18 protein-coding genes are annotated in these 24,317 nt (G+C 70.4%); 13 read left to right on the forward strand and 5 right to left on the reverse strand.

Going from position 1 to position 24,317, the window contains the following annotated elements; genetic code table 11:
• Positions 1-158: 158 nt before the first annotated feature.
• Positions 159-2,330 carry a RecQ family ATP-dependent DNA helicase gene (locus OHT61_RS24325; protein WP_329041140.1) on the reverse strand — a complete coding sequence of 724 codons (2,172 nt, stop codon included), beginning with the start codon at positions 2,328-2,330 and terminating at the stop codon, positions 159-161.
• A 111-nt stretch (positions 2,331-2,441) separates the two neighbouring features.
• Here OHT61_RS24325 and OHT61_RS24330 point away from each other — a divergent pair, with 111 nt between their 5' ends.
• From OHT61_RS24330 to OHT61_RS24355, 6 genes are all read left to right on the forward strand, one after another.
• Positions 2,442-3,896, forward strand: a complete 1,455-nt coding sequence (locus tag OHT61_RS24330) for a DUF4192 domain-containing protein (RefSeq protein WP_329041141.1) — start codon at positions 2,442-2,444, stop codon at positions 3,894-3,896.
• A gap of 144 nt (positions 3,897-4,040) precedes the next feature.
• Entirely contained in the window at positions 4,041-4,805 is a 765-nt protein-coding gene (locus tag OHT61_RS24335) for an NUDIX hydrolase (RefSeq protein ID WP_329041142.1), read from the forward strand.
• 146 nt (positions 4,806-4,951) lie between these two features.
• Positions 4,952-6,712: an ABC transporter ATP-binding protein gene (locus OHT61_RS24340; RefSeq protein WP_329041143.1), complete on the forward strand. Its 1,761-nt coding sequence runs from the start codon at positions 4,952-4,954 to the stop codon at positions 6,710-6,712.
• Positions 6,713-6,871: 159 nt separating this feature from the next.
• Entirely contained in the window at positions 6,872-7,753 is an 882-nt protein-coding gene (locus OHT61_RS24345) for a FadR/GntR family transcriptional regulator (protein WP_329041144.1), read from the forward strand.
• A gap of 323 nt (positions 7,754-8,076) precedes the next feature.
• Entirely contained in the window at positions 8,077-9,624 is a 1,548-nt protein-coding gene (locus tag OHT61_RS24350) for an RNA polymerase sigma factor (RefSeq protein WP_329041146.1), read from the forward strand.
• Between the two features lie 158 nt (positions 9,625-9,782).
• Positions 9,783-10,613 (forward strand): S1 family peptidase, encoded by an 831-nt coding sequence (locus OHT61_RS24355; RefSeq protein WP_329041147.1) that lies wholly within the window; start codon positions 9,783-9,785, stop codon positions 10,611-10,613.
• Positions 10,614-10,737: 124 nt separating this feature from the next.
• Here OHT61_RS24355 and OHT61_RS24360 read toward each other — a convergent pair whose 3' ends face one another.
• A complete protein-coding gene (locus OHT61_RS24360; protein WP_327113740.1) occupies positions 10,738-10,971 on the reverse strand; it encodes a DUF7455 domain-containing protein in 234 nt (77 codons plus the stop codon).
• Positions 10,972-11,403: 432 nt separating this feature from the next.
• Here OHT61_RS24360 and OHT61_RS24365 point away from each other — a divergent pair, with 432 nt between their 5' ends.
• The 6 genes from OHT61_RS24365 to OHT61_RS24390 all read left to right on the forward strand — a co-directional run bounded on the left by OHT61_RS24365 (position 11,404) and on the right by OHT61_RS24390 (position 18,188).
• Complete coding sequence (locus tag OHT61_RS24365) at positions 11,404-13,530, forward strand: DNA gyrase/topoisomerase IV subunit B (protein ID WP_329041149.1); 2,127 nt, start codon at positions 11,404-11,406, stop codon at positions 13,528-13,530.
• A 122-nt stretch (positions 13,531-13,652) separates the two neighbouring features.
• Entirely contained in the window at positions 13,653-14,192 is a 540-nt protein-coding gene (locus OHT61_RS24370; RefSeq protein WP_329041151.1) for a DUF1453 domain-containing protein, read from the forward strand.
• On the forward strand, positions 14,189-15,352 hold the full coding sequence (locus OHT61_RS24375; protein WP_329041152.1) for a sensor histidine kinase: 1,164 nt from the start codon (positions 14,189-14,191) through the stop codon (positions 15,350-15,352). The genes OHT61_RS24370 and OHT61_RS24375 overlap by 4 nt, the downstream gene beginning before the upstream one ends.
• Entirely contained in the window at positions 15,349-16,026 is a 678-nt protein-coding gene (locus OHT61_RS24380) for a response regulator transcription factor (RefSeq protein WP_329041154.1), read from the forward strand. The genes OHT61_RS24375 and OHT61_RS24380 overlap by 4 nt, the downstream gene beginning before the upstream one ends.
• A 96-nt stretch (positions 16,027-16,122) precedes the next feature.
• Positions 16,123-16,599, forward strand: a complete 477-nt coding sequence (locus tag OHT61_RS24385; RefSeq protein WP_329041155.1) for a DUF485 domain-containing protein — start codon at positions 16,123-16,125, stop codon at positions 16,597-16,599.
• The gene (locus OHT61_RS24390; RefSeq protein WP_329041156.1) at positions 16,596-18,188 is read left to right on the forward strand and encodes a solute symporter family protein; all 1,593 of its coding nucleotides are present in this window, start codon (positions 16,596-16,598) and stop codon (positions 18,186-18,188) included. The genes OHT61_RS24385 and OHT61_RS24390 overlap by 4 nt, the downstream gene beginning before the upstream one ends.
• A 461-nt stretch (positions 18,189-18,649) precedes the next feature.
• Here the strand turns inward: OHT61_RS24390 and OHT61_RS24395 are convergent, their stop codons facing one another.
• Together OHT61_RS24395 and OHT61_RS24400 are read right to left on the reverse strand one after the other, a co-directional pair.
• On the reverse strand, positions 18,650-19,327 hold the full coding sequence (locus OHT61_RS24395; RefSeq protein WP_329041158.1) for a response regulator: 678 nt from the start codon (positions 19,325-19,327) through the stop codon (positions 18,650-18,652).
• Positions 19,324-21,060 carry a sensor histidine kinase gene (locus OHT61_RS24400; RefSeq protein ID WP_329041159.1) on the reverse strand — a complete coding sequence of 579 codons (1,737 nt, stop codon included), beginning with the start codon at positions 21,058-21,060 and terminating at the stop codon, positions 19,324-19,326. The genes OHT61_RS24395 and OHT61_RS24400 overlap by 4 nt, the downstream gene beginning before the upstream one ends.
• 381 nt (positions 21,061-21,441) lie before the next feature.
• On the opposite strand from OHT61_RS24400, the gene OHT61_RS24405 reads away from it, so the two are divergent.
• Positions 21,442-22,449: a LacI family DNA-binding transcriptional regulator gene (locus OHT61_RS24405; protein WP_329041161.1), complete on the forward strand. Its 1,008-nt coding sequence runs from the start codon at positions 21,442-21,444 to the stop codon at positions 22,447-22,449.
• 262 nt (positions 22,450-22,711) lie between these two features.
• On the opposite strand, the gene OHT61_RS24410 is transcribed toward OHT61_RS24405, so the two are convergent.
• Complete coding sequence (locus OHT61_RS24410; RefSeq protein ID WP_329041162.1) at positions 22,712-24,241, reverse strand: citrate/2-methylcitrate synthase; 1,530 nt, start codon at positions 24,239-24,241, stop codon at positions 22,712-22,714.
• Positions 24,242-24,317 lie beyond the last annotated feature (76 nt).

Below are 24,317 nucleotides of genomic sequence, written 5' to 3' on the forward strand. Positions count from 1 at the left end.
GCGGCAACGAGCAATTGACTCGGCTGACGGGTATAGGTCGGAATGACACAGATATCCCTGCCCGCTCCGCGGTGGATCAAGCCAGCGGCCGGGCATGGACCGCGGGTCAGGCCGGAACACCACACCGGCTGTCGGGCCGGTGGGGACGACGGCGGACGTCAGCCCTGAACGGCGAGGACCAGCGGGAACACCCCCTCAGCTCCGGCCCGGCGGAGCAGCCGCCCGGCCACGGCCAGGGTCCATCCGGTGTCGGAGACATCGTCGACGAGCAGGACGGGGCCTCTTGCGGACGCGAGGGCTTCCGCCAGCGCGGGCTCCACCACGAGGGCCTCGTGCAGCGCCTTCACCCGCTGCGCGCTGTTGGTCTGGGAGATCCGCAGGTCCTCGCTGCCCGGTGCGTAGGTGACGGTGCCCAGCAACGGCATGCGGCCTACCTCGGCGATGCGACTGCCGAGGGACTGGACGAGCTGTGGCCTCCGGCGGGAGGCGACCGTCACGACGCCGACCGGCCGCGGGGCGGCGTCCGGCGCCCCGGAAGCCCAGCCGCCGGGCCCCTTCGCCCAGTCGGTGATGACCGTGACGACCGCGGCCGACACGTCGTCGGGGACCGGGACGTCCTGCGCTTGCGCCGCGAGCATCGGGCGGAGCCTGTTGCCCCAGCCGATGTCGGAGAGCCGGCCGAGTGCCCGCCCCGGCAGGACCGTCTCGCCCGCCGGAATGCGGCCCTTGAGATCGACGCCCACCGCCGAGAGGCCCGTCGGCCACATCTTGCGCGGCTCCACCTCCACACCGGGCCTGCCGAGTTCGCCGCGCGCGCCGTCCAGAGCCGCGGTGGACACCTTGTCGTCGAACCTGGCCCCCGCGCAGTTGTCGCAACGGCCGCAGGCGGTGGCCTCCTCGTCGTCCAGCTGGCGTCGCAGGAACTCCATGCGGCACCCGGTCCCCGAGGCGTAGTCACGCATGGCCTGTTGTTCGGCGGCCCGCTGCCGCGCGACCCAGGCGTACCGCTCGGAGTCGTAGATCCACGGCTCGCCGGTGGAGATCCAGCCCCCCTTGACCCGCTTCACGGCGCCGTCGACGTCCAGGACCTTGAGCATCGTCTCCAGGCGGGTGCGCCGCAGGTCGACGAGCGGTTCCATGGCGGGCAGCGAGAGCGGCCGGCCGGCCTGCGCCAGGACGTCGAGGGTCCGGCGAACCTGCTCCTCGGGAGGGAACGCGACGGAGGCGAAGTACTGCCAGATCGCTTCGTCCTCCTTGCCCGGGAGCAGCAGCACCTCGGCGTGCTCGACACCACGTCCCGCACGTCCCACCTGCTGGTAGTAGGCGATGGGGGAGGAAGGCGACCCGACGTGCACGACGAAGCCGAGGTCGGGTTTGTCGAAACCCATTCCGAGCGCAGAGGTGGCGACCAACGCCTTGACCCGGTTGGCCAGCAGATCGTCCTCGGCCTGCTGCCGGTCGGCGTTCTCGGTCCTCCCGGTGTACGAGGTCACCGGGTGTCCGCACTGGCGGAGATAAGCGGTGATCTCCTCGGCGGCGGCGACCGTCAGGGTGTAGATGATGCCCGACCCGGGCAGTTCCCCGAGGTGGTCCCCCAGCCAGGCCAGACGGTGCGCGGCGTTGGGCAGTTCGAGCACACCGAGGCTGAGGCTCTCCCTGTCCAGGGGGCCGCGAAGCACCAGCGCGTCCGTGCCCGCGCCGGTCCCGAGCTGCTCGGCGACGTCCGCGGTCACGCGCGCGTTGGCGGTGGCCGTCGTGGCGAGCACGGGAACCCCCGCCGGCAGATCGGCGAGCATGGTCCGCAGCCGGCGGTAGTCCGGCCGGAAGTCGTGGCCCCAGTCGGAGATGCAGTGCGCCTCGTCGACGACCAGCAGGCCGGTCGCGGCGGCGAGCCGCGGCAGCACCTGGTCCCGGAAGTCGGGGTTGTTCAGCCGCTCGGGGCTGACCAGCAGCACGTCCACCTGGCCCGCGGCCACCTCGGCCTGGACCGTGTCCCACTCCTCGGTGTTCGACGAGTTGATCGTGCGGGCGCTGATGCCCGCCCTGGCGGCCGCCGCCACCTGGTTGCGCATGAGGGCGAGCAGAGGGGAGACGATCACGGTCGGTCCGCTGCCCTGCGCGCGCAGCAGGGAGGTCGCGACGAAGTAGACCGCGGACTTGCCCCATCCCGTCCGCTGCACGACCAGGGCTCTGCGCTTGTCGGCGACGAGGGCCTCGATCGCCCGCCACTGGTCCTCACGCAGCCGCGCCGTGCCGGTGGCGTCCCCGACCAGGCGGGCGAGTACGGAATCGGCCGAGGCCCTGAGATCTGCGCGGTCTGCGTTGGTCATGCCCCCATGCAACCCGATGCCTACGACAATGCGCGAACGCTGGTGCGATGCCTGTGGACAAAGTTATCCACAGGGGTCGCGGAAATCGGCGGCCCGCGGGACGGTCGTGGCATGAACGACAACCACGAATCCAGCGGTCCGTCCGACGTGCAGGAGATCACCCTGCGCAGTCCCGCGGAACTCGCCGACGCCCTTCCGTACCTGATGGGATTCCATCCGAACGACAGCGTGGTCATGGTCGCCCTGCACGGCGGGCGGGGCCGTTTCGGGGGCCGGTTGCGGCTGGGCATCCCGCACGATCCGCAGGAGTGGGCGCCGGTGGCCGCCCAGCTCGCGCAGAGCCTCATCGCGGGAAGCGAGAAGCGGGACTCCCGTCCGGACGCCATCGTCGTCTTCCTCTGCCAGGACCCGGCCGGGGGAGAGGCCGCTCCCGAGGTCATGGAGCGGCTCAGGCCGCTGGCGCAGAGCCTGCGCACCGCCTGCGGCGCGCTCGATGTCCCCGTGCTCGAGGCGCTGTGCATCTCGGACGGCCGCTACTGGTCCTACTGCTGCCCCGACCGCCGCTGCTGCCCGGCCGAGGGCAATCCGCTGGCACTTCCGGGGACCACGGTCATGGCCGCGGCAGCCGCGTACGCCGGCATCCAGGTCCGAGGGTCGCTGCGCGACATGGAGTCCGGGCTCACGCCCTGGCGGACTACGGCCGCGGCGGAGCAGGAGCGCGCGCTGGACTCGGCCGGTGCCGTGATGGTGGCCCGGATCCTCGACGCCGACGGGCGGGGTGAGGTGGCACGGGAGACCCTGTCGCTCGCGCGCCGGCTCATGGACCGCCTGTGCGGTGTGCCGGCCGGGAATCCCGCGAACGCGGACGACAGGGACGACCGCCTGATCGGCCCGGACGAAGCGGCGGCCCTCATCCTCGGTCTGCAGGACCGTGAGACGAGGGACCGGGCCGCCGAGTGGATGGAGGGCGGCGATGCGCAGAGCGCGCTGAGGCTGTGGAGGGCGCTCGCCCGTCGCTGCGTGGGCCCGTACGTCGAGCATTCCGCCGCTCCGCTCTCTCTGGCGGGCTGGGTCTCGTGGTCCACGGGTGACGAGGCGTCCGCCAGGGTGGCCCTCGGGCTCGCGCTGCGGGCGGACCCCGACTACACCTTCGCGCAGCTGCTGCATCAGGCGTGCAACCAGGGTCTGGATCCGGAGACGCTTCGCCGTTGTCTGCGCGGTGAGCGGGAGCTGCGGGACGGTGACGTCGCGAAGAGCACCCCGGACCCGGACGCCACACGGCCTCCTGGATCCCGCCCGGAACGCGAGCGCAGGTGTGCCGCGGTTCCGAAGCAGGGGCCAAAGCCCTCGTGCGCTCCCGCTCCGTCCGAGAAGCGCGATCCCGCGTGCCCCCCTGCCCCGCAGCAGGGACGGGTCCGGGACGGCAGGCGCCCATCGGGCTCCGGCCCTCGGCCGAACGCGTCGGGCAGGGGACCCCGGCCCGACGGGTCGGGAGGCCGACGCGCGGTCCGCGACGCCCGGAGGGGCGGCAGGTACGGCACCGAGAGCGCCGCGGACGGGGGCTGAGACGGCGTTGCCGGGAGTGACGGTGACCGGCCCCGGCGCGCGGATGCCACCCCGGGCGGGGGACGCGCACGGCACCCGCATCCGGGAACGAACCAACATCGCGAAGGGAGTGTTTATCGTCAGGGAGACGACTATGATTTCGGTATGCCGCCCTACGACCCGTCGACGTTCCCGCCCTTCGCCGTCACCGTCGATCTGGTTGTCCTCACGGTGCGCCGGCACGCTTTGTGCGCCTTGGTGGTCCGCCGTGGCGAATCGCCCTTCCAGGGCAGGTGGGCACTGCCGGGCGGGTTCGTCCGTACCGACGAGGATCTCGGAGCGGCGGCCGCGCGTGAGCTCGTCGAGGAGACGGGACTCTGCGCACACGACCCGGCCGCACCCGCCGTCGGTAACGGCGCCCACCTCGAACAGCTCGCGACCTACGGCGATCCCGGGCGTGACCCCCGGATGCGGGTCGTCAGCGTCGCCCATCTCGCGCTCGCGCCGGATCTGCCCGCACCACGTGCGGGGGGCGATGCGAACAGTGCGCGCTGGGCCCCTGTGGCCGACCTCCTCGGCGCCGGGAGCGTGTTCGGCGCCGACGACGAGCAGTCCGCGACACTGGCCTTCGACCATGCGCGGATCCTCGACGACGGTGTGGAGCGAGCCCGCTCGAAGATCGAGTATTCGTCGCTCGCCACCGCGTTCTGCCCGCCCGAGTTCACGGTGGGCGAGCTGCGGCGGGTGTACGAGGCCGTGTGGGGTGTGGTTCTGGACCCTCGCAACTTTCACCGCAAGGTCACCGGTACACCCGGCTTCCTGGTTCCGTCCGGAGGGACGACGACGCGTCAGGGCGGGCGCCCTGCACAACTGTTCAGGTCGGGTGCGGCCACGGTGCTCAACCCTCCGATGCTGAGGCCGGAGGTCTGACCGCGCCACGGGTCCACGCGTCCGCCGAGCGGGCCGCGCGGAACGCCCACCAAAACATTGATGCACCAAAAGTCTGAAATGTCGCGTTATCTTGCTGGGGTACCCCACCCTGCCGCCGAGCGGTCTCACCCTCAGCGAGAGAAGCGATGCTCCAGGCCATCGGACTCACCAGTGCCCCCCGCCGCGACAACCCTCCCGTCGTGGACGACCTGACCTTCGAAGCCCCACCCGGCCGTGTCACCGCCCTGCTCGGTGCTCCCGGGTCCGGGAAGTCCACCGCTCTCCGTCTGATGCTCGAACTCCAAGCGGGGCGTGGCGTCACCTACTTCAGGGGCCGGCCGCTGCATCGCATCGGCCATCCCGCCCGCGAGGTCGGGGTACTCCTCGGAGACGTACCGGGGCACCCGGTACGCACGGCACGCGGGCAGCTCCGCATGCTCTGTGCCGCAGCCGGAGTTCCGGCCTCCCGTGCCGACGAACTGCTCGAGGTGGTCGGGCTCGCGGGACTGGGCGACCAGCGCATCGGCACTCTCTCGGCCGGGATGGACCGTCGCCTCGGCCTCGCCTCGGCCCTGCTCGGCGACCCGCACACCCTTGTACTGGACGAGCCGTCCAAAGGTCTCTCGCCACGTGAAAGGAGCTGGCTCCACGGGCTGCTGCGCGCGCACGCGGCCGAAGGGGGCACGGTGCTGCACACGACGAGTGATCCCAAGGAGGCCGCCCGGGCCGCCGACCGGGTCGTCACCATCGACGACGGCCGGCTCGTCGCGGATCAGGACGTCGCGGATTTCTCCCGCACCCGTCTCCGTCCACGTGTCGCCGTACGGACCCCCCACGCGGCGAGGCTGGCGGCGGCGATGAGCAGGGAGGCGCGGGCCTCCCGGCGTTCGGTCGAGGTCGTGGCCGAGGGAGGCAGCCGGCTGTCGGTGTACGGCAGCAGTTGCGCGGAGGTCGGGGACGCGGCGTACCGGCACGGCGTCCCCGTGCACCAACTCGCCGACGAGACCGGTGACGCGGGCCCCGTCGCGGTCCCCGGACAGGGGCGGCCCGGGGGAGCGCCGAGGATCGTTCCCCCCGGGCCCGCCTCGGCGGTGGCGATCTCGGAACTGCCCCCTCCGATCCCGGTGCGGCCGGCGCGCGGTCCGCTGCGGCCCCTGCGCTACGAACTGCGGCGCCTCTTCGGAGTCAGGACCACCGTCATGATCATGGCTGCCGCGCTCGTGGTCTCGGCGGGTCTCTCCGTGGTGCTGGCCCGGTCCGGAAAGGCGCCTCTCTCCGATCTGCTCGTCGCGTGGCCGCCTCTGCTCCCCCTTCCCCCGGCGGCCTTCGCTGCAGGGCTGCTCGGCGCGCTGTCCTTCGGTGACGAGTTCCGTTACCCGGCGCTCGCCGCGGGGCGCGGCACGGTGCCGCGCCGTCTCGGCCTCCTGACGGCCAAGCTGGCGGTCTCCGCGGGGACGGCGCTCCTGCTCGCCCTGCTCGCCGTACTGGGCAACGCGGAGGTCCTGAGGCTCGCCTACGGGGGAGACTTGGTGTCCGTCCCCGTCAATGCGCCTCGCATGGCGGCTAGTTGGGCGGGGCTCTCGATCGGCTGCGCCTGGGCCGGACTGCTGGCCGCGGGCGTCTTCAGGCTCACCGGGGCAGGCGTCGCCGCGGTTCTCGCGGTACCGGTCCTGGTCGTGCCGCTGGTGCAGAAGCTCCTCGCAGGCCCGTCCGCACGTTCGATCGCGGGACTTCCGGGGCGTCTGCGCGAACTGGCCTGGCTGCAGTGGCCGTACGAAGCCGACCGTTGGGTCATGGCGGCTGTGAGGGTTGTGGCGCAACCCGTGGGCTTGGCGCTCACACTCTCGTTGTCGGCTCTGATCTGCGCATATGTGTTCACCGGCCTGCGTGGGAAGGCTCGTTGGTGATCGCTGCGCGGCCATCGGAGACCTCTCAGCTGCAACTCCGCTGAAAATGCTCGATTTCTACCGATAACGCGTCAATTGAGAGGTGGGTGCCGATCACCCTTTCGTGTGCTTTTCAGCAAAGACCTCAAGGGGTGGCTGAGCGGCGCCGACAAAGGATGCGTGAGTACCCTTGCGCATACCATGATGACCGCCGCCCGCTCCGCCGACTCCGGCCTGGCCGGCTCGGGCGAAATCGACCGCTACCCGTACACGGAGGCGCCGCCCGGCGAACGTGCCGCCTTGCGTTCCTGGGGCGGTACCGATTCCGAACTGGGGCGGGTGGGCCGCCGCGGCGCCGCCAGCCGCGGCCGCGGGCTGCACGGTCAACTGGTCCAGCAGCTCGGCCAGATGATCGTTTCGGGTGATCTCGGCGCCGACAGGCCTCTTGTCCCCGAGGAGATCGGGCAGCGTTTCGAGGTCTCCCGCACCGTCGTCAGGGAATCCCTGCGCGTGCTCGAGGCCAAGGGGCTGGTGAGCGCCCGGCCCAACGTGGGCACGCGGGTCCGGCCGGTGAGTGACTGGAATCTGCTGGATCCGGACATCATCGAATGGCGTGCGTTCGGGCCGCAGCGCGAAGACCAGCGCCGTGAACTGGACGACCTCCGGTGGACCATCGAGCCACTCGCCGCCCGGCTGGCGGCCGGACATGGCCGCGAGGACATCCAGCAGCGCCTGAGCGACATGATCGAGATCATGGGGCACGCGATGGGTCAGGGTGACGCCATCACCTTCTCCCGGGCCGATGCGGAGTTCCACTCCCTTCTCATCCAGGCGGCGGGCAACCGCATGCTCGAACACCTCTCCGGCATCGTGTCGGCGGCGCTGCATGTGTCCGGCGGGCCGGTCACGGGTTGTGACAGGCCCGCCGAGTCGTCGATCGGTCATCACGCGCGCATCGCCGAGGCTCTGGCGTCGGGTGACGGCGCCGGGGCGGAGACCGCGATGCGTCAGCTGCTGGTCGGGCACCAGGAGCGGGTGGTTCCCGCGCCCCGCGAGCACTGAATCGCCTGGGCCGGGGTATGGGGTCCGTGTGCCGCCGCGTCGCTGCGGCTCGGCGGCACAGTTATACGGAGATATGACCTCTGGCTCGGTTTGTCGCGAATGAGGTGTGACTGGGGCCACGCGAATTGGGCGTAACACTCCTCGAAACAGTGCGATGACCTAAGAGGTGACCGCCGCGGAAGGAATACAGCAGCCACGTAGTGCGCTGTGCAGTTCTGAGGCCAAGCCCGCGCCGTCGGCGACATCCCCAGCCGCCGGTCGTCGGTTCCAGCCCTCTTCGGGGCCGGACCGGAAGCCGTTTCCATCGTTCCGAGAGGTTGTTCGTGTCGGCCAGCACATCCCGTACGCTCCCGCCGGAGATCGCCGAGTCCGAGTCTGTGATGGCGCTCATCGAGCGGGGAAAGGCTGATGGGCAGATCGCCGGCGACGACGTGCGTCGGGCCTTCGAGGCTGACCAGATTCCGCCAACCCAGTGGAAGAACGTTCTGCGCAGCCTCAACCAGATCCTCGAGGAAGAGGGTGTGACGCTGATGGTCAGTGCCGCGGAGTCGCCTAAGCGCGCCCGCAAGAGCGTCGCAGCGAAGAGCCCGGTCAAGCGCACCGCCGCCAAGACAGTCGCCGCCAAGACGACCGTGACACGGACCGTCGCGGCGTCCGCCGCCCCGGCGGCCGAGAGCGCGGACGTCGCAGCGGATGACGCTGCCGTTGCCGCTCCTGCGAAGAAGACGGCAGCCAAGAAGACGGTTGCCAAGAAGACCGCCACCAAGAAGACCGCGGCGAAGAAGACCGCCGCGAAGAAGTCCGGCAAGCAGGACGACGAACTGCTCGACGGCGATGAGGCGGCCGAGGAAGTCAAGGCCGGCAAGGGTGAGGAAGAGGAGGGCGAGGGCGAGAACAAGGGCTTCGTCCTCTCCGACGACGACGAGGACGACGCGCCTGCGCAGCAGGTCGCCGTCGCCGGCGCCACGGCCGACCCGGTCAAGGACTACCTGAAGCAGATCGGGAAGGTCCCCCTCCTCAACGCCGAGCAGGAGGTCGAGCTCGCCAAGCGCATCGAGGCCGGCCTGTTCGCCGAGGACAAGCTCGCCAACTCCGACAAGCTCGCACCGAAGCTGAAGCGTGAGCTGGAGATCATCGCCGAGGACGGCCGCCGGGCCAAGAACCACCTGCTGGAGGCCAACCTCCGTCTCGTGGTCTCGCTGGCCAAGCGCTACACGGGCCGCGGCATGCTCTTCCTGGACCTCATCCAGGAGGGCAACCTCGGCCTGATCCGCGCGGTGGAGAAGTTCGACTACACCAAGGGCTACAAGTTCTCCACGTACGCCACCTGGTGGATCCGTCAGGCGATCACCCGGGCCATGGCCGACCAGGCCCGCACCATCCGTATCCCGGTGCACATGGTCGAGGTCATCAACAAGCTCGCACGCGTGCAGCGCCAGATGCTCCAGGACCTGGGCCGCGAGCCCACGCCGGAGGAGCTGGCCAAGGAACTCGACATGACCCCTGAGAAGGTCATCGAGGTCCAGAAGTACGGTCGTGAGCCGATTTCCCTCCACACCCCGCTGGGTGAGGACGGGGACAGCGAGTTCGGTGACCTGATCGAGGACTCCGAGGCCGTCGTGCCGGCCGACGCGGTGAGCTTCACGCTGCTCCAGGAGCAGCTGCACTCCGTGCTCGACACGCTCTCCGAGCGTGAGGCCGGTGTCGTGTCGATGCGCTTCGGTCTCACCGACGGCCAGCCGAAGACCCTGGACGAGATCGGAAAGGTCTACGGGGTGACGCGCGAGCGCATCCGGCAGATCGAGTCGAAGACGATGTCGAAGCTTCGCCACCCGTCGCGCTCGCAGGTGCTGCGGGACTACCTCGACTAGGCCGCGTCGAGTACGGACGAGGGCCGGGGCCCGGAACCAGGACTGGTTCCGGGCCCCGGCCCTCGTCCGTGTGCGGCCTGTGTGGGTGTCCGCGTGCGGCTCGCGGGGATGGGCATCACGCTGAGTGGACACTGATCACCTCGGCGTAAGGAGTCTTCATGCCCCGCGTCCTCGCCCGTGTCCTGCCCGCGGCCTGCACCCTGGCGATAGCCACCGCCGTCATACCGCTCGGCCCCCCGCCCGAAGCGGTGGCCGACAGCATCATCATCGGTGGCAAGCCGGCCGCGGTCGCGGACAGCCCGTGGGTGGTGGCCCTGTCGAGCCGTGCCCGATTCGGGGGAACCCGTGCGGGCCAGTTCTGCGGGGGTGTGGTGATCGCACCCACGCAGGTCATGACCGCGGCCCACTGCCTGCGGCAGGACGTCCTCGGGGCGGATGTCTCCGACGTCGGCGATCTGCGGATCATCGCCGGACGGGACGAACTGGGCGGATCGGGTGGTCAGGAGATCCCGGTGCGGTCCGCATGGGCCAATCCGGCGTACGACCCCCGTACGAACGCCGGCGACCTCGCGGTGGTCACTCTGGCCCGGGCGCTCCCGGCGAGCAGCGTCATCCCGATGGCGCGAGCGGGGAGTGCGGCATACGAGCCCGGTACGGCCGCGCAGGTGTACGGCTGGGGCGACACGACGGGATACGGCACCTACGCGGCCAGGCTGCGCGTCGCTTCGGTGCGGGTGCTGCCGGACGGCGACTGTGCCCGGGCCTACCCCGGCGGCACAAGGGGCACGTACGACGCCTCATCGATGCTCTGCGCCGGTGAAACCACCGGGGGGCGGGACGCGTGCCAGGGGGACAGTGGAGGGCCGCTGGTGGCCCGTGGGCGCCTTGTCGGGCTCGTCTCCTGGGGGAGTGGCTGCGGGAGCCCTGGAAGCCCCGGTGTGTACACCCGTGTCTCGTCGGCGATCCGGTGGATGGCCGGCCGGAGCTGACCGGTCCGACGGCCGGAGCCGGCCGATGGCGTCGCGGCACATGAGAACGGGCGGCCTCCCTGCTGGGAGGCCGCCCGTCGGCCGGTCCTGGACCGAACCCATGGCTCGTCGTGGATGCGAGGTGTCAGTGTTGTTCCTCGTCGGCGGAACTGGCCTGCACGGCAGTGAGCCGGTCCGTCTCATCCTGTATTTCCGCGGCGATCTTCTTGAGTTCCGGCTCGAACTTGCGACCGTGGTGGGCGCAGAAGAGCAGTTCACCGCCGCTGATCAGGACGACGCGCAGATATGCCTGGGCGCCGCAACGGTCACAGCGGTCTGCTGCGGTCAGCGGGCTCGCGGGGGTCAGAACAGTAGTCACGTCGCCTCTTCTCTAGCTCGACGAGCTGTCGTACCAGGGTCAACATCCAACCAGGCCGAAAACGTTCCCGCTCGTGGCATTTCTTCGAAACTTCTTCTCGGGATGGCTGTCTGTCGCCGGTTGGCGGCGAATGTGCCGTATTGCGTAGCGCTACGGTTTCGCGTTGCTTGTGTGGGCCGGTCCGCCGGCTGGCGTGCCGGTTGTTCATGAGGACGTGCCCGGAGCCTAAATGGTTCATGCCTCGAAGGGAACGTGATGTGCGCGTCACTCCGACGAGTGATCGAACGTCTATGCGAGGCTGGACTAGCATAAGGATTCCCCGTGGGTGGCGTTACAACCGCTCTACCAGGCCTCGGTAGGCTCTCAGCGGCTACCGAGGCCGAGCCCGACCCCACCGGGCCCCCGAATGAAATTCAGCGAGGAGCGAACCGCGTGACCGCCGATTCCGTGCCGTCCACTGCGCTGCTGACCGGAGCAGGCGGCGCAGACAGGGACAGCTCCAACTACACCGCGCGGCACCTTCTCGTCCTCGAAGGGCTCGAAGCTGTTCGCAAGCGCCCCGGAATGTACATCGGGTCCACGGACAGCCGCGGACTCATGCACTGCCTCTGGGAGATCATCGACAACTCGGTGGACGAGGCCCTGGGCGGCTACTGCGACTCCATCGAGGTCATTCTCCACGACGACGCCTCCGTCGAGGTGCGCGACAACGGCCGCGGGATTCCCGTGGACGTCGAGCCGAAGACGGGCCTCTCCGGCATCGAGGTCGTCATGACCAAGCTGCACGCCGGTGGCAAGTTCGGCGGCGGCTCCTACGCGGCCTCGGGCGGCCTGCACGGCGTGGGCGCATCCGTCGTGAACGCGCTCTCCGCCCGGCTCGACGTCGAGGTCGACCGCAACAGCGCGACCCACTCCATCAGTTTCCGGCGCGGGGTCCCGGGCATGTTCACCGAGCAGGGCCCCGACAGCCCCTTCGACCCCTCCAACGGCCTCCGCAAGGGCAAGCGGGTGCCCAAGGCGCGTACCGGCACCCGTGTGCGGTACTGGGCCGACCGCCAGATCTTCCTCAAGGACGCCAAGCTCAACCTCGAGACGCTGTACCAGCGGGCACGCCAGACCGCCTTCCTCGTCCCCGGCCTCACCATCGTCGTACGCGACGAGCGGGGCATCGACGGTGAGGGCAAGACGGAGGAGACCTTCCGCTTCGACGGCGGGATCAGCGAGTTCTGCGAGTACCTGGCCCAGGACAAGGCCGTCTGCGACGTGCAGCGGCTGAGCGGGACGGGCACGTTCAAGGAGACCGTGCCCGTGCTCGACGACCGGGGGCACATGACCGCGACGGAGGTCACCCGCGAACTGGGTGTGGACATCGCCCTCCGCTGGGGAACCGGCTACGAAACCAACGTGAAGTCGTTCGTCAACATCATCGCCACCCCCAAGGGCGGCACCCATGTGTCCGGCTTCGAACGCTCACTGACACGGACGGTCAACGAGGCGCTGCGCTCCGCCAAGCTGCTCCGCGTCGCCGAGGACGACGTCGTCAAGGACGACGCCCTCGAAGGCCTCACGGCGGTCGTGACCGTGCGTCTCGCGGAACCGCAGTTCGAGGGCCAGACCAAGGAGGTACTGGGCACCTCCGCGGCCAACCGCATCGTCGCCAACGTCGTCGCCAAGGAGCTCAAGGCCTTCCTGACGTCCACGAAGCGGGACGCCAAGGCCCAGGCCAGGGCGGTCCTGGACAAGGCCGTGGCCGCGGCACGCACACGCATCGCCGCCCGCCAGCACAAGGACGCGCAGCGCCGCAAGACGGCGCTCGAGTCGTCGTCGCTGCCGGCGAAGCTCGCCGACTGCCGCAGCGACGACGTGGAGCGCAGCGAGCTCTTCATCGTCGAGGGCGACTCGGCGCTCGGCACCGCGAAGCTGGCCCGCAACAGCGAGTTCCAGGCCCTGCTGCCCATCCGAGGAAAGATCCTCAACGTCCAGAAGTCGTCCGTCTCGGACATGCTCAAGAACGCCGAGTGCGGTGCCATCATCCAGGTCATAGGAGCTGGATCCGGCCGTACGTTCGACATCGACGCCGCGCGCTACGGCAAGGTGATCATGATGACGGACGCCGACGTCGACGGATCGCACATCCGCACCCTGCTGCTCACGCTCTTCCAGCGCTACATGCGGCCCATGGTCGAGGCGGGGCGGGTCTTCGCGGCGGTGCCGCCGCTGCACCGGATCGAGCTGGTCCAGCCCAAGAAGGGCCAGGACAAGTACATCTACACGTACTCCGACAACGAACTCCGCCAGACGCTGCTGGAACTGCAGCGGAAGAACGTCCGGATCAAGGAATCGATCCAGCGGTACAAGGGTCTCGGCGAGATGGACGCGGACCAGCTCGCGGAGACCACGATGGACCCGCGCCACCGCACTCTGCGGCGCATCAACATCGGGGATCTGGAATCGTCCGAGCAGGTCTTCGACCTGCTGATGGGCAACGAGGTCGCGCCGCGCAAGGAGTTCATCACGAGCTCGGCGGCCACGCTGGACCGCTCGCGCATCGACGTCTGACCTTCTCCACCCGTGGGTGGAGATTACTTCTCCACCCACGGTCAACCCCTGGGCCGATCCCATGATCACCGAGCCTCCGTAGCGTCGAAGACAACACTTCTTCACATCTCCCGGAGGCAGCCGTGTCAGGGCTCTTCGACATTCTGGTGATCTGCGCGGTCGTCGCGCTTCTCGTCGTGCGCCAGTTCTCCGCGCAGCGAGTCGGTGACGAGAGGCGCTGGTGGCTGCTGCCGGCCGTTCTGACGCTCGTCGCCCTGAAGAACGACGGTGTTCTCGACCCTCGTCACGAAGCCATGTCCGGTGCCATGCTCGGTGCGGGTCTGCTGGTGGGGCTGGTCACGGGCGCGGGATGGGGCTGGACCGCCCGGCTGTGGCAGGAGCCCGACGCGTCGGTCTGGAGCCAGGGGACCAAGGCCACCTTCTTCGTATGGGCCGCGGGAATGGGCCTGCGCGTCTCTCTGGCTGCCGTCACCCTCGCCCTCGGCATACATCAGGGCACGGCGGCCCTTCTCGTGTCGCTGGCGGCGATGCTGCTCGCCCGTAGTGGCGTGCTGGTCCTGCGGGCCCGGGAACTGCGCGAGCAGTACGGTGTCGCAGTCGGTGTCGCTGCGGGCGTCATGCCGCCGACGCCCGCGCAGAGCATGGGGAAGGGCCGCGCGTGATGCGGAGTACGTGGACGAGCTGGCCGTCGAGAGAAGCTCTCACCCGTGCGCCTCAGGCTCGCAGCCGGGTAGCGATCGCGCGGTTCGTGTGGAGCGCGGTGCTGATCGGTCTGCTCTGGTCCGCCTTCTCGGACGGCCGGTTCGCGCTCTGGCAGATCGCGATCGGTCTGGTGCTGACAGCCGGCTGTGCCATGGCCGCCAGAGCGTATTTCCGTACCACCAGGGAGCATCGGCTGTGGCCGTCTCTCGGCCTGCTGGTGTTGCTGGTGGCGGTGGCGTTCGGTGCTCTGGAGGCCGGTGCGGGCGCGCTCGCGGTGGCGCTGTGGTGCGGCTGCGCCGTGATCGCACTGGAACGCCTCCCGCTGTCGGCCGGGGTACCCCTGACAGCGGTGGCGCTCGTCGCCTATGCCGTCGTGAAACAGGACGGCTGGATGACCACCGCCATCACCACGGGCAGCCTCTGCCTGGGCGGGTACGTGCTGCGACTCGACGCCGAGGCCCGTGGCAGTTCCCAGCGGCTCCTCGCCCAGGAGCGGGCCGCCCGCGAAGCTGAGGCAGGGACGGCGGCGCTGGCGGAGAGATCCAGGATCGCCCGCGAGATCCACGACGTACTCGCCCACAGCCTCTCCGCGCAACTGGTGCATCTGGAGGCGGCCAGGCTGCTGATCGAGCGGGAGCCTGCCGGGCCGTTCCGTGATCAGGTGCTGGAGAGGGTGGTGGCCGCGCGGGCCATGGCGCGTGAGGGCCTTGCCGAGACGCGTCAGGCGCTTTCCGCGCTGCGCGGGGAGATGACTCCGGTGGAGGAGTTCCTGAGACAACTGGTAGCCGGCGAGCCGGCCGAGCTATCCGTGGCGGGGGAGCGCAGGGAACTGTCCGCAGAGGCGTCGCAGACGGTTCGCAGGGTCGCCCAGGAGGCGGTGACGAACACCCGGAAGCACGCCCCAGGGGCCGCCGTGTTCGTTCGCCTTGAGTACGGGCCGGAGTCCGTGGCACTGGAGGTTCGGGACGCCGGGGGCAACCGTCCCGGCGCGGAGCTCGCTGACAGTGGGTCCGGCTACGGTCTTCTCGGGATGAGAGAGCGCGCCGAACTGCTCGGCGGCACCCTGGAGGCAAGACCGGACGAGGAGGGATTCGTGGTGAGTCTGCGGGTGCCCGCGTGACCGCGCGGGTGGTGGTCGCCGACGACCAGTCGGTGGTCCGCGAGGGCATTGTCATGCTGCTGGGACTGCTGCCGGGTATCGAGGTCGTGGGAGCGGCCAAGGACGGGGAGGAAGCACTCGCCCTCGTCGAGGAGAAGGCGCCCGACGTGGTCCTGATGGATCTCCGCATGCCGAGATGCGATGGGGTCGAGGCGACTCGTCGGATCCGGCGTGAGCATCCGCGTACCCAGGTGGTCGTCCTCACGACCTTCGCCGACGACGACTCGCTGTTCACGGCTCTGCAGGCGGGTGCTCGCGGCTATCTGACCAAGGACGCCCGTGGCGAGGAGATCGCGCAGGCCATCTCGGCGGTGCTGTCGGGTGAGGCGGGGCTGTCACCGAAGGTGCAGCGCAGGCTGCTCGAGCGGGTCACCGCGCAGGCAGTCCTGTCGGGTTCCCCCGCCCCGGCCGAACTGCCCGACGGGATCACGCCCCGCGAGGCCGAGGTGCTGATCCTCATCGCGGACGGACTCTCCAACGCGGAGATCGCCCGCACGCTCCACATCTCGCGCGCCACGGTGAAGACGCACATCAACAACCTCTTCGCCAAGACGGGAGCGCGCGACAGGACAGGAGCCGTGCGCTATGCCTACGGAAGGGGGATCGCACACCCGCCCGGGACTTCCGTCACCTGAAATGGTGAAGCACCACGAATGAAGTGCCCGGGATCTTCCCGATCTGCCCATTCTTGGCTACGCGGCCGAAAAGGCACGTGGACAAGGGAGTTGTCGGTGGAGAAGGAAGCTGGGCCGGACGCCGCAGGACTGCGGCTCGACGACCCGTGGTACGAGGCGCCGGCTGCCGGGTGGGGCGAGCCGGACGGCGCGGGAGGCAGCGCGGCCGGGGACGGCTGGTCCCATGCGGGGGCACGACAGGAGTACAGCGCGGCCGACATCTATCTGGAAGTGCAGAACAGTCCGGCCTTTCGCGAAGTGCGTCGCCGTTACAGGCGGTTCGTCGTTCCGGCGGCTGCCGCGTTCCTGCTCTGGTACCTCGCGTACGTCATCGCGGCCACCACGGCTCATGGCCTGATGGCGCGCCCTGTGGCCGGGGTGCTCAACGTGGCGATGCTGGCAGGTCTGGGGCAGTTCCTGACGACCTTCCTCCTCACCTGGGCGTATGCGCGTCACGCGCGGTTGCACCGTGACCGGGCGGCGTTGGAACTGCGTTGGGAGACCCAGGAGATGACAAGAGGGATCAGCCGGTGAGCGGGAACCACCAGACGCTGGCACTGCTGCTGTTCAGCGTGTTCATCGCCGTCACGCTCGGCATCACGACCTGGGTGAGCCGGAACCGGCAGGGCTCCGCGGAGGAGTTCTACGCCGGGGGCCGACTGTTCTCACCCATGGAGAACGGGTTCGCCATCGCAGGGGACTACATGTCCGCCGCGTCCTTCCTCGGCATCTCCGGACTGATCGCGCTCTTCGGCTACGACGGCATGCTCTATTCGGTGGGCTTCCTCGTGGCCTGGCTGGTCGTGCTGCTCCTGGTCGCGGAACTCGTGCGCAACTGCGGGCGTTTCACGCTCGCGGACGTGGTCGCCGCCCGCATGGCGGAGCGCCCCGTGCGTACGGCGGTGGGGACGTCGTCCGTCACCGTCTCGGTGCTGTACCTCGTGGCGCAGATGGTGGGCGCGGGAAGCCTCGTCGCGCTGCTTCTGGGGGGCACGAGCGACACCGCCCGGTCCTGGACGGTGGTCGGCGTCGGAGCACTCATGGTGATCTACGTGTCCCTCGGCGGTATGCGTGCGACGACCTGGATCCAGATCGTCAAGGCCGTCCTGCTCATGGCCGGGGCCGTCGCTCTCACGGTCCTCGTCCTCCTGCACTTCCGAGGGGACTTCAACGCCCTCCTCACCACCGCCGCCGACCGCAGTGGTCACGGCAAGGACTTCCTCGCGCCGGGGCTCAGGTACGGAGGCAGTTGGACCGCGCGCTTCGACTTCATCAGCCTCGGCCTGGCACTCGTCCTCGGAACGGCCGGTCTGCCGCACATCCTGTCGCGCTTCTACACGGTGCCGACGGCGCGCGCGGCCCGTCGATCCGTCGTCTGGTCCATCGGACTGATCGGCAGCTTCTACCTGATGACGATCGTCCTGGGCTTCGGAGCTGCCGCGCTCGTGGGTTCGGCCGATGTGCGTGCGTCGAACGCCTCCGGCAACACGGCGGTTCCGCTGCTGGCGCTCGTCCTGGGAGGCGGGGAGGGCTCGACGGGAGGCACGGTGCTCTTCGCCGTGGTGGCCGCGATCGCCTTCGCCACGATTCTGGCCGTCGTCGCGGGTATCACCCTCGCTTCCTCCGCCTCCGTCGCCCATGATCTCTACGCCTCCTTCCGGCGGCCGGGCGCCAAGCAGCGCAGTGAGGTCGCCGTGGCAAGGGTGGCGGCGGCCGGCGTCGGGGTGGTGGCCATCGCACTCGGTCTCCTCGCGCAGAACCTGAACGTCGCCTTCCTCGTGGGGCTTGCCTTCGCGGTCGCCGCTTCGGCCAACCTCCCGGCGTTGCTCTACTCGCTGTTCTGGCGGAACTTCACCACCCGGGGAGCGGTCTGGGCGGTGTACGGAGGTCTGGTCCCCGCGATCCTGCTCGTGCTGCTCTCGCCGGTCGTCAGCGGAGGGCCCACGTCGCTCTTCCCCGGTATGGACTTCGCGGTGTTCCCGTTGGAGAACCCTGGACTGGTGTCCATCCCGGCCGGATTCCTGGCGGGCTGGATCGGCACCATCACCTCCCCCGAACCTCCGGACACGGCGAAGCACGCGGAGACGGAGGTCCGGGCGCTCACCGGGGCGGGGGCGGCGTAGACCTCGCCTGGTGCGACGTGGTGCTCAGGTCCGGCCGGCCTATGCCCGGCCTGCTCTGACCGCGTCCTACGTGTTCACCGACCGCGGCCGCTCGCATCGGCCGCTCGCATCGGCCGGTGGGAGCGGGGCCGCTTCTTCGTCCCGTGACGCGGACGCTGCGCCGGGGCGCTGTCGGTACGAGGGGCCCCGAGCCGCAGCAGCCGCCCACGTGACCGGCCTGTGGGCGGACAGGGCGCCGGTAATGTCCCTGTTTCACCGTGCACCGTTGACCGGGGCCCTCCTCCTCACCCGGTGTGCGCAGCCCGGCCGGGCTGCGCACACCGGCTGTGCCGTCCGTTGGGCCACGCGCTCGGCCGGACTGCCGGGAGCGGCCGCGCAGACCTCGGGCGTCCGTCGTGCCGACGCGTCCGTCGTGCCGACGTGGCCTGCGCGGCCGACGCGTCCGGCGGGCGAGGCGGGGCTCAGTCGTCCGCGGCCCACGTGTACCGGTGCTCGGGGCGGCCTGTCTCGCCGTACCGCAGGGACAGCCTGACCCGCCCGGTGCGTTCCAGCAGTTTGAGGTAGCGCTGGGCTGTCTGCCTGCTCAGGCCTGCGCTGTCCGCGATCTCCTGAGCGGAGAGAGGTCCGTCGGCCGAGCGGAGGGACTGGCGGACGAGCTCGGCGGTCGTCGGTGAATGTCCCTTCGGCAGGCCTGGTTCGCCCGGGGCCCACAGAGCGCCGAACAAGCGGTCCACCTCGGTCTGCCCGGCCTCGCCGCCGCTCTCGAAGGTGTGGCGCAGCGCGGCGTACGCCTCCAGTTTGGTGCGGAGCCCGGCGTACGCGAACGGTTTCACCAGATATTGGAGGGCACCGTGGCGCATGGCCGCCTGGACGGTGGCGACGTCGCGGGCCGCCGTCACCATGATGACGTCGGACTGGTGGCCCCGCTCGCGCAACTCCCGCACCACGGCGAGGCCGTTGCGGTCCGGAAGGTAGTGGTCGAGCAGGATGAGGTCGGGGGGCGTTTCCCCGACGCGTGCGAGGGCCTCGGCCGCGGAATGCGCCACGGCGGCCACGTGGAAGCCGGGCACCTTGGCGGTATAGGCCGCGTTGACGCGGGCCACCCGTTTGTCGTCGTCCACGACGAGGACCTCGATCACAGGGCTTCCCCGCTGTTCGCGGACGGCGCGTGGGCCGACGGGCCGTCCGGGCGGACACCCGGCCGTTCCCGTCCGGCCGTTGCTTCCTCCGGACCGGGTTCCGATCCTGTCGGCGTTTCGCGGAGTGCCTCGGGGAGGACGACGGTGAACACCGCGCCTCCGCCTTCGTCCGACCTCGCCACGGAGACGCTGCCGCCCTGTCGCTCAGCGAAGCGGCGTACGAGGGGCAGTCCGAGTCCGCGCTTGCCGTGGGCCGGAACCTCCTTGGTCGACCAGCCCTCGGTGAAGATGGAGTCCCGGTCCTCCGCGGCCACACCCGGCCCGCTGTCGTGCACCCGCAGTACCGCCGTACGCCCCTCGGCATGCAGGCCGACATCGATCCGGGCGTCGGCGGACCCCGCGGCCGCGTCCAAGGCGTTGTCCACGAGATTGCCGAGGGCGGTGACCAGACCGCGCGGATCCACCAGCCGGTCCGGCAGCAGTGACCCCGGCACCATCCGCAGGGCCACACCCCGCTCCGCGGCGACGGCGGCCTTGCCGACCAGGAGCGAGGCCAGCAGAGAGTCGTGCACCTTCTCGGTGACCTGTTCGGCCGTGGCCCTGTGGACGCCGACGACCTCCGTGACGAAATCCATCGCGTCCTCGTGCATCTCCAGCTCCAGGAGCCCCAGGAGGGTGTGCAGACGGTTCGCGTGCTCGTGGTCCTGAGCGCGGAGCGCGTCGATCAGGCCGTGGGTGGAGTCGAGTTCACGGCCGAGGTGCTCCAGCTCGGTACGGTCGCGCAGGGTGGCGACGGCGCCGCCGTCGTCGGTCGGCATCCGGTTGGCGAGGAGCACACGGCTGCCGCGTACGGTCACCAGATCGTCGCCGACGACCTTCCCCGCCAGCACGTCGGCCGTCCGGCCCGGACCGAGGGCTTCTTCGGGCGTCCTGCCGGTGGCGTCCGGGCCGAGGCCGAGCAGACGTTCGGCCTCGTCGTTGAGGAGCCTGATGTGCCCGGTTCGGTCCAGCGCGACGACGCCCTCACGGATGCTGTGCAGCATGGCTTCGCGTTCCGTCAGCAGCGCGGAGATGTCGGAGAACGCCAGATCGTGGGTCTGCCGTTGGAGGCGGCGGGAGATCAGATACGCCGCCAGGGCGCCCACGGCCAGTGCCCCGCCCGCGTAGGCCAGGAGCACGGGGATCACGGAGAGCAGCCGGGCGCGGACGCTGTCGTACGCGATGCCGACCGAGACGGCCCCGATGACTCGGTCCGATCCGTCGCGCAGCGGCACCTTGCCGCGGGCGGACCGGCCGAGCGTGCCGTTGTCGATCTCCATCACGGACCTGCCGGCGAGCGCGGTGCTGGGGTCGGTCGAGACGACGCCACCGATGCGGGAGGTGTCGGTGTGGGACCAGCGCACTCCGTGTACGTCCATGATCACGACGTACTCGGCGCCGGTCGATCGCCGGATCCTTTCGGCCGCGACCTGGACGGGACCATGCGGACTCGCCCCGGTGGTGAGCAGGGACTCGGCGATCTGCGGCTGCGCCGCCGTGCTCTGCGCGATGGCCAGGGCGCGTCGCATGGCCTGATCGTCGAGTTGCGCACTGAGCGGCGCCAGAAAGAGCCCGGTGGCGAGAACGGCGACGCCGGTGATGACAGCCAGCTGCATCAGGAGGACCTGTGAGAAGACCCGCCTCGGCCGGCCGAACCGGCGCGGTCCCCGCGAGGTGGTCGGTGGGGCGCTCATCGTACGAACGGTAGAGGCCCGATGCGGTCTTCCCGAAATCTGCGCGGTCCGGTCTTGTTACGACTACGACCGATCGACGACGAGGATCAATCCGACGGCAGGGGTTCATGCCCGACGCCGGTCGGCCCGCGTCCGGCCGAGGCCGACCGCCCCGGGCCGAGGCCCACCGCCCCCCGGCCGAGGCCGACCGCCCCCCGGCGCGATCCCGGGCGGGGCGTCCGCGGCCCCCGTGCCCGTGGACCGTGGCGACGGCACATCGGGCCGGTTCGTCCGAACACCGGCGTATCTGAGCCCTTGCCTTCGGGAGTCGCGTCTGTGAGCGTTCTATGGGCATCCGACTCCACGCAATCTGTTTGCGCTTCTTGCGCTAATCTTGCGTTCATGACGCGACGACTTGCTCAGGTTGCCAAGAAAGTAGGGGTCAGCGAGGCCACGGTCAGCCGGGTGCTGAACGGCAAACCGGGCGTCTCCGACGCCACACGGCAAGCCGTCCTCTCCGCCCTCGACGTCCTCGGATACGAACGCCCCACGCAGCTCCGCGGCGAGCGGGCTCGACTGGTCGGACTGGTACTGCCGGAACTGCAGAACCCGATCTTCCCGGCCTTCGCCGAAGTGGTCGGGGGTGCGCTCGCCCAGCAAGGGCTGACGCCCGTCCTCTGCACACAGACCAAGGGGGGCGTCTCCGAGGCCGACTACGTCGAGCTGCTGCTCCAGCAGCAGGTGTCGGGAGTCGTGTTCGCCGGTGGGCTCTACGCCCAGGCCGACGCTCCCCACGATCACTACAAGGTGCTCGCGGACCGCAAGATCCCCGTCGTACTGATCAATGCGGCCATAGCTCGCCTCGGATTCCCCGCGGTCTCGTGCGACGATTCCGTGGCCATCGAACAGGCGTGGCGCCACCTCGTCTCCCTGGGACACGAGAAGATCGGGTTCGTCCTCGGTCCGGCCGACCACGTGCCCTCCCAGCGCAAACTGGCCGCCGCCAGAGCGCTGGCCGAGCAGTCCGGGGTCACGGTGCCGGACGAGTGGGTGGCGCGGGCCATGTTCTCGCTCGAAGGCGGCCAGGCCGCGGCGATGCGGCTGCTCGACCACGGCGTCACCGGCATCATCTGTGCCAGCGACCCGCTCGCTCTCGGAGCGGTGCGGGCGGCGCGTCGCCGCGGGCTCTCCGTTCCCGGGGACGTCTCCGTCGTGGGGTACGACGATTCGGCGTTCATGAACTGCACCGAGCCGCCCCTGACCACGGTGCGGCAGCCGATCGAGGCCATGGGGCGGGCGGCCGTCGAGTTGCTCTCGGTGCAGATCGCGGGGCGTACGGTGCCGTCGGACGAGCTGCTGTTCGAGCCGGAACTGGTGGTGCGGGGTTCCACCACCCGCCCGCCCCGGTAGCTCGGTCGCACGCGGGGAGAATTGCCTTCGGCTGTAGCTAATTTGCAGCGTCGGCATGCTCTCCGGCTCGGTACGCCTCCGCCTCGGCACCCGCGCCTCAGTTCGGCACCCACGCCCGGCGTCGGCACCCGCGCCTTGAGTTCGGCACGCACGCACGAGCCTCGGCGGCGGCGCGCCCAGCGACCGCAGGTGCGCGCCCCGGCGTGTGCGGCGCAGCGCCGGCAAGCAGCCGTGCTTGCCGCGAGGGTCTCGCGAGCTGCGCCTACGCGCCGCCGCCCGGTGCGGTCGGAAGTGGCCGGGGCGGGCGGGGCCCGCAGTACTGCCCGCTGGGCCTCAGGCGCAGGGGCCGCTCCGCGTACTCCTCCATGGCGTGGGCGATCCAGCCGACCGTGCGGGACACCGCGAACACCGTCTCGCCCGCTTCCCCGGCCATGCCGGAGGAGACCGAGAGCACGGCGAGTGCCAGGTCGATGTTGGCGTGCAGGGGGGTGTGGCGTGCGGTGGTGGTGACCACGTCGCGGGCGGCCACGAGTGCGGACTCCGCCTGAGGCACGTCCTCCAGCAGCGAGAGGAGCAGCCGCGCCCGCGGGTCCTCTCCTGCGTAGAGCTTGTGGCCCAGTCCCGGGACCGGGCGCCCCGCCCGAAGGTGGTCGGCGACCACCGGCGTCGCGCTGCCCCGGTCCACGACCTCGGCCAGCATGCGGTGTGCCAGCCCGCTCGCCGCGCCGTGCAGGGGGCCTTCGAGGACGCCGAGGCCGGCGGAGACCACGGCGTACGGGTGCGCGTGCGTCGACGCCGCGACCCGTGCGGCCAGGGTCGAAGCCGCCAGATCGTGGTCGGCCAGCAGCCCGAGCGCGGTATCCAGTACGCGCAGCGAGGCCGCGTCCACGGGCCGGGCCGAGAGCTTCGGCCACAGTCGGCGGGCCAGCGATTCACGCGTACCACCGGCCTCGTCGGCGGCCCCTTCCCGCTCCGCCTCCGGAGCACCGGCCACGTCCTCGAATCCGGGACCGGCTGCGGACGCACGTGCGGCGGGGGCGCCGGGCAGGGCCCCGACCAGGGTGGGGACCAGGTTGCGCGCGCAGTCGAGGACCCCCTGGGCGGTGAGGTCGAAACGCAAGGGGTCGGCAGCTGCCGCAGCGGCGACGGCAGCCCGCAGCCTGTCCGTGGAACTGCTGTGCCGAGGCAACGCGGCAGCCGTGCGGCGGGCGGCGGCGAGTGGGTCGGGGGCCGCGTCGAAGCGGATACCCGGGCGCAGCTCACCGGTCCAGATCCACTCGGCGACCTCCTCGAAGCCGTAGTGGCGGGCGAGTTCCGTCGCGTCGACGCCGCGGAAGAAGTAGCGGTCGGGCTCGATGAGGGTGAGGCCGGTACGGAAGACCAGGTCCCCGGGGGCTGTTGCGTCGGCGGGATCTCTCCGCCCCGTCCGGCGGGCCAGTGCCTCCACCTGTTCGGCGTCGAGCGTGCTGCCGCGTCCGCCGGGAGTGCGCCTGCTGGTGAGCTGCCCCCGGCTCACGTAGGCGTAGACCGTCTCGGGCTTCACCCCCAGCAGGTCCGCCGCCTCCCGGGTGGTGAGCCTGCGGCTCGGGCCCGACGCTCCGGTGTCCGGACCATCGGCCGGGCTCCCGGTTTCTGAGCCGTCGGTCGACAACGCAACCTCCCGGTCCCGGTCGGTCTCCTGGTCCCGGTCGGTCTTCGGGTCGCTGTCGGCCCTCCGGTCCCGGTAGGCCCTCCGGTTCCCGCCGGCCTCCCGACCGTCCGGCGCGGCTCTCTGGACTGGCTCATGCGTCATGTCCTCACCGTACCCATATCCATGCCTCGTCCACATCGCGTCGGACGTAGTCACACACATGCATTGATTCAATCAA

The sequence above is a fragment of the Streptomyces sp. NBC_00178 genome (genome assembly GCF_036206005.1).
Lineage (GTDB): Bacteria > Actinomycetota > Actinomycetes > Streptomycetales > Streptomycetaceae > Streptomyces.

What these genes read in the sequence shown, in the direction of transcription:
- OHT61_RS24325 (WP_329041140.1), bottom strand. Translation starts at nt 2,330, where the DNA reads ATGACCAACGCAGACCGCGCAGATCTCAGGGCCTCGGCCGATTCCGTA.
- OHT61_RS24330 (WP_329041141.1), top strand. Translation starts at nt 2,442, where the DNA reads ATGAACGACAACCACGAATCCAGCGGTCCGTCCGACGTGCAGGAGATC.
- OHT61_RS24335 (WP_329041142.1), top strand. Translation starts at nt 4,041, where the DNA reads ATGCCGCCCTACGACCCGTCGACGTTCCCGCCCTTCGCCGTCACCGTC.
- OHT61_RS24340 (WP_329041143.1), top strand. Translation starts at nt 4,952, where the DNA reads ATGCTCCAGGCCATCGGACTCACCAGTGCCCCCCGCCGCGACAACCCT.
- OHT61_RS24355 (WP_329041147.1), top strand. Translation starts at nt 9,783, where the DNA reads ATGCCCCGCGTCCTCGCCCGTGTCCTGCCCGCGGCCTGCACCCTGGCG.
- OHT61_RS24400 (WP_329041159.1), bottom strand. Translation starts at nt 21,060, where the DNA reads ATGAGCGCCCCACCGACCACCTCGCGGGGACCGCGCCGGTTCGGCCGG.
- OHT61_RS24405 (WP_329041161.1), top strand. Translation starts at nt 21,442, where the DNA reads ATGACGCGACGACTTGCTCAGGTTGCCAAGAAAGTAGGGGTCAGCGAG.
- OHT61_RS24410 (WP_329041162.1), bottom strand. Translation starts at nt 24,241, where the DNA reads ATGACGCATGAGCCAGTCCAGAGAGCCGCGCCGGACGGTCGGGAGGCC.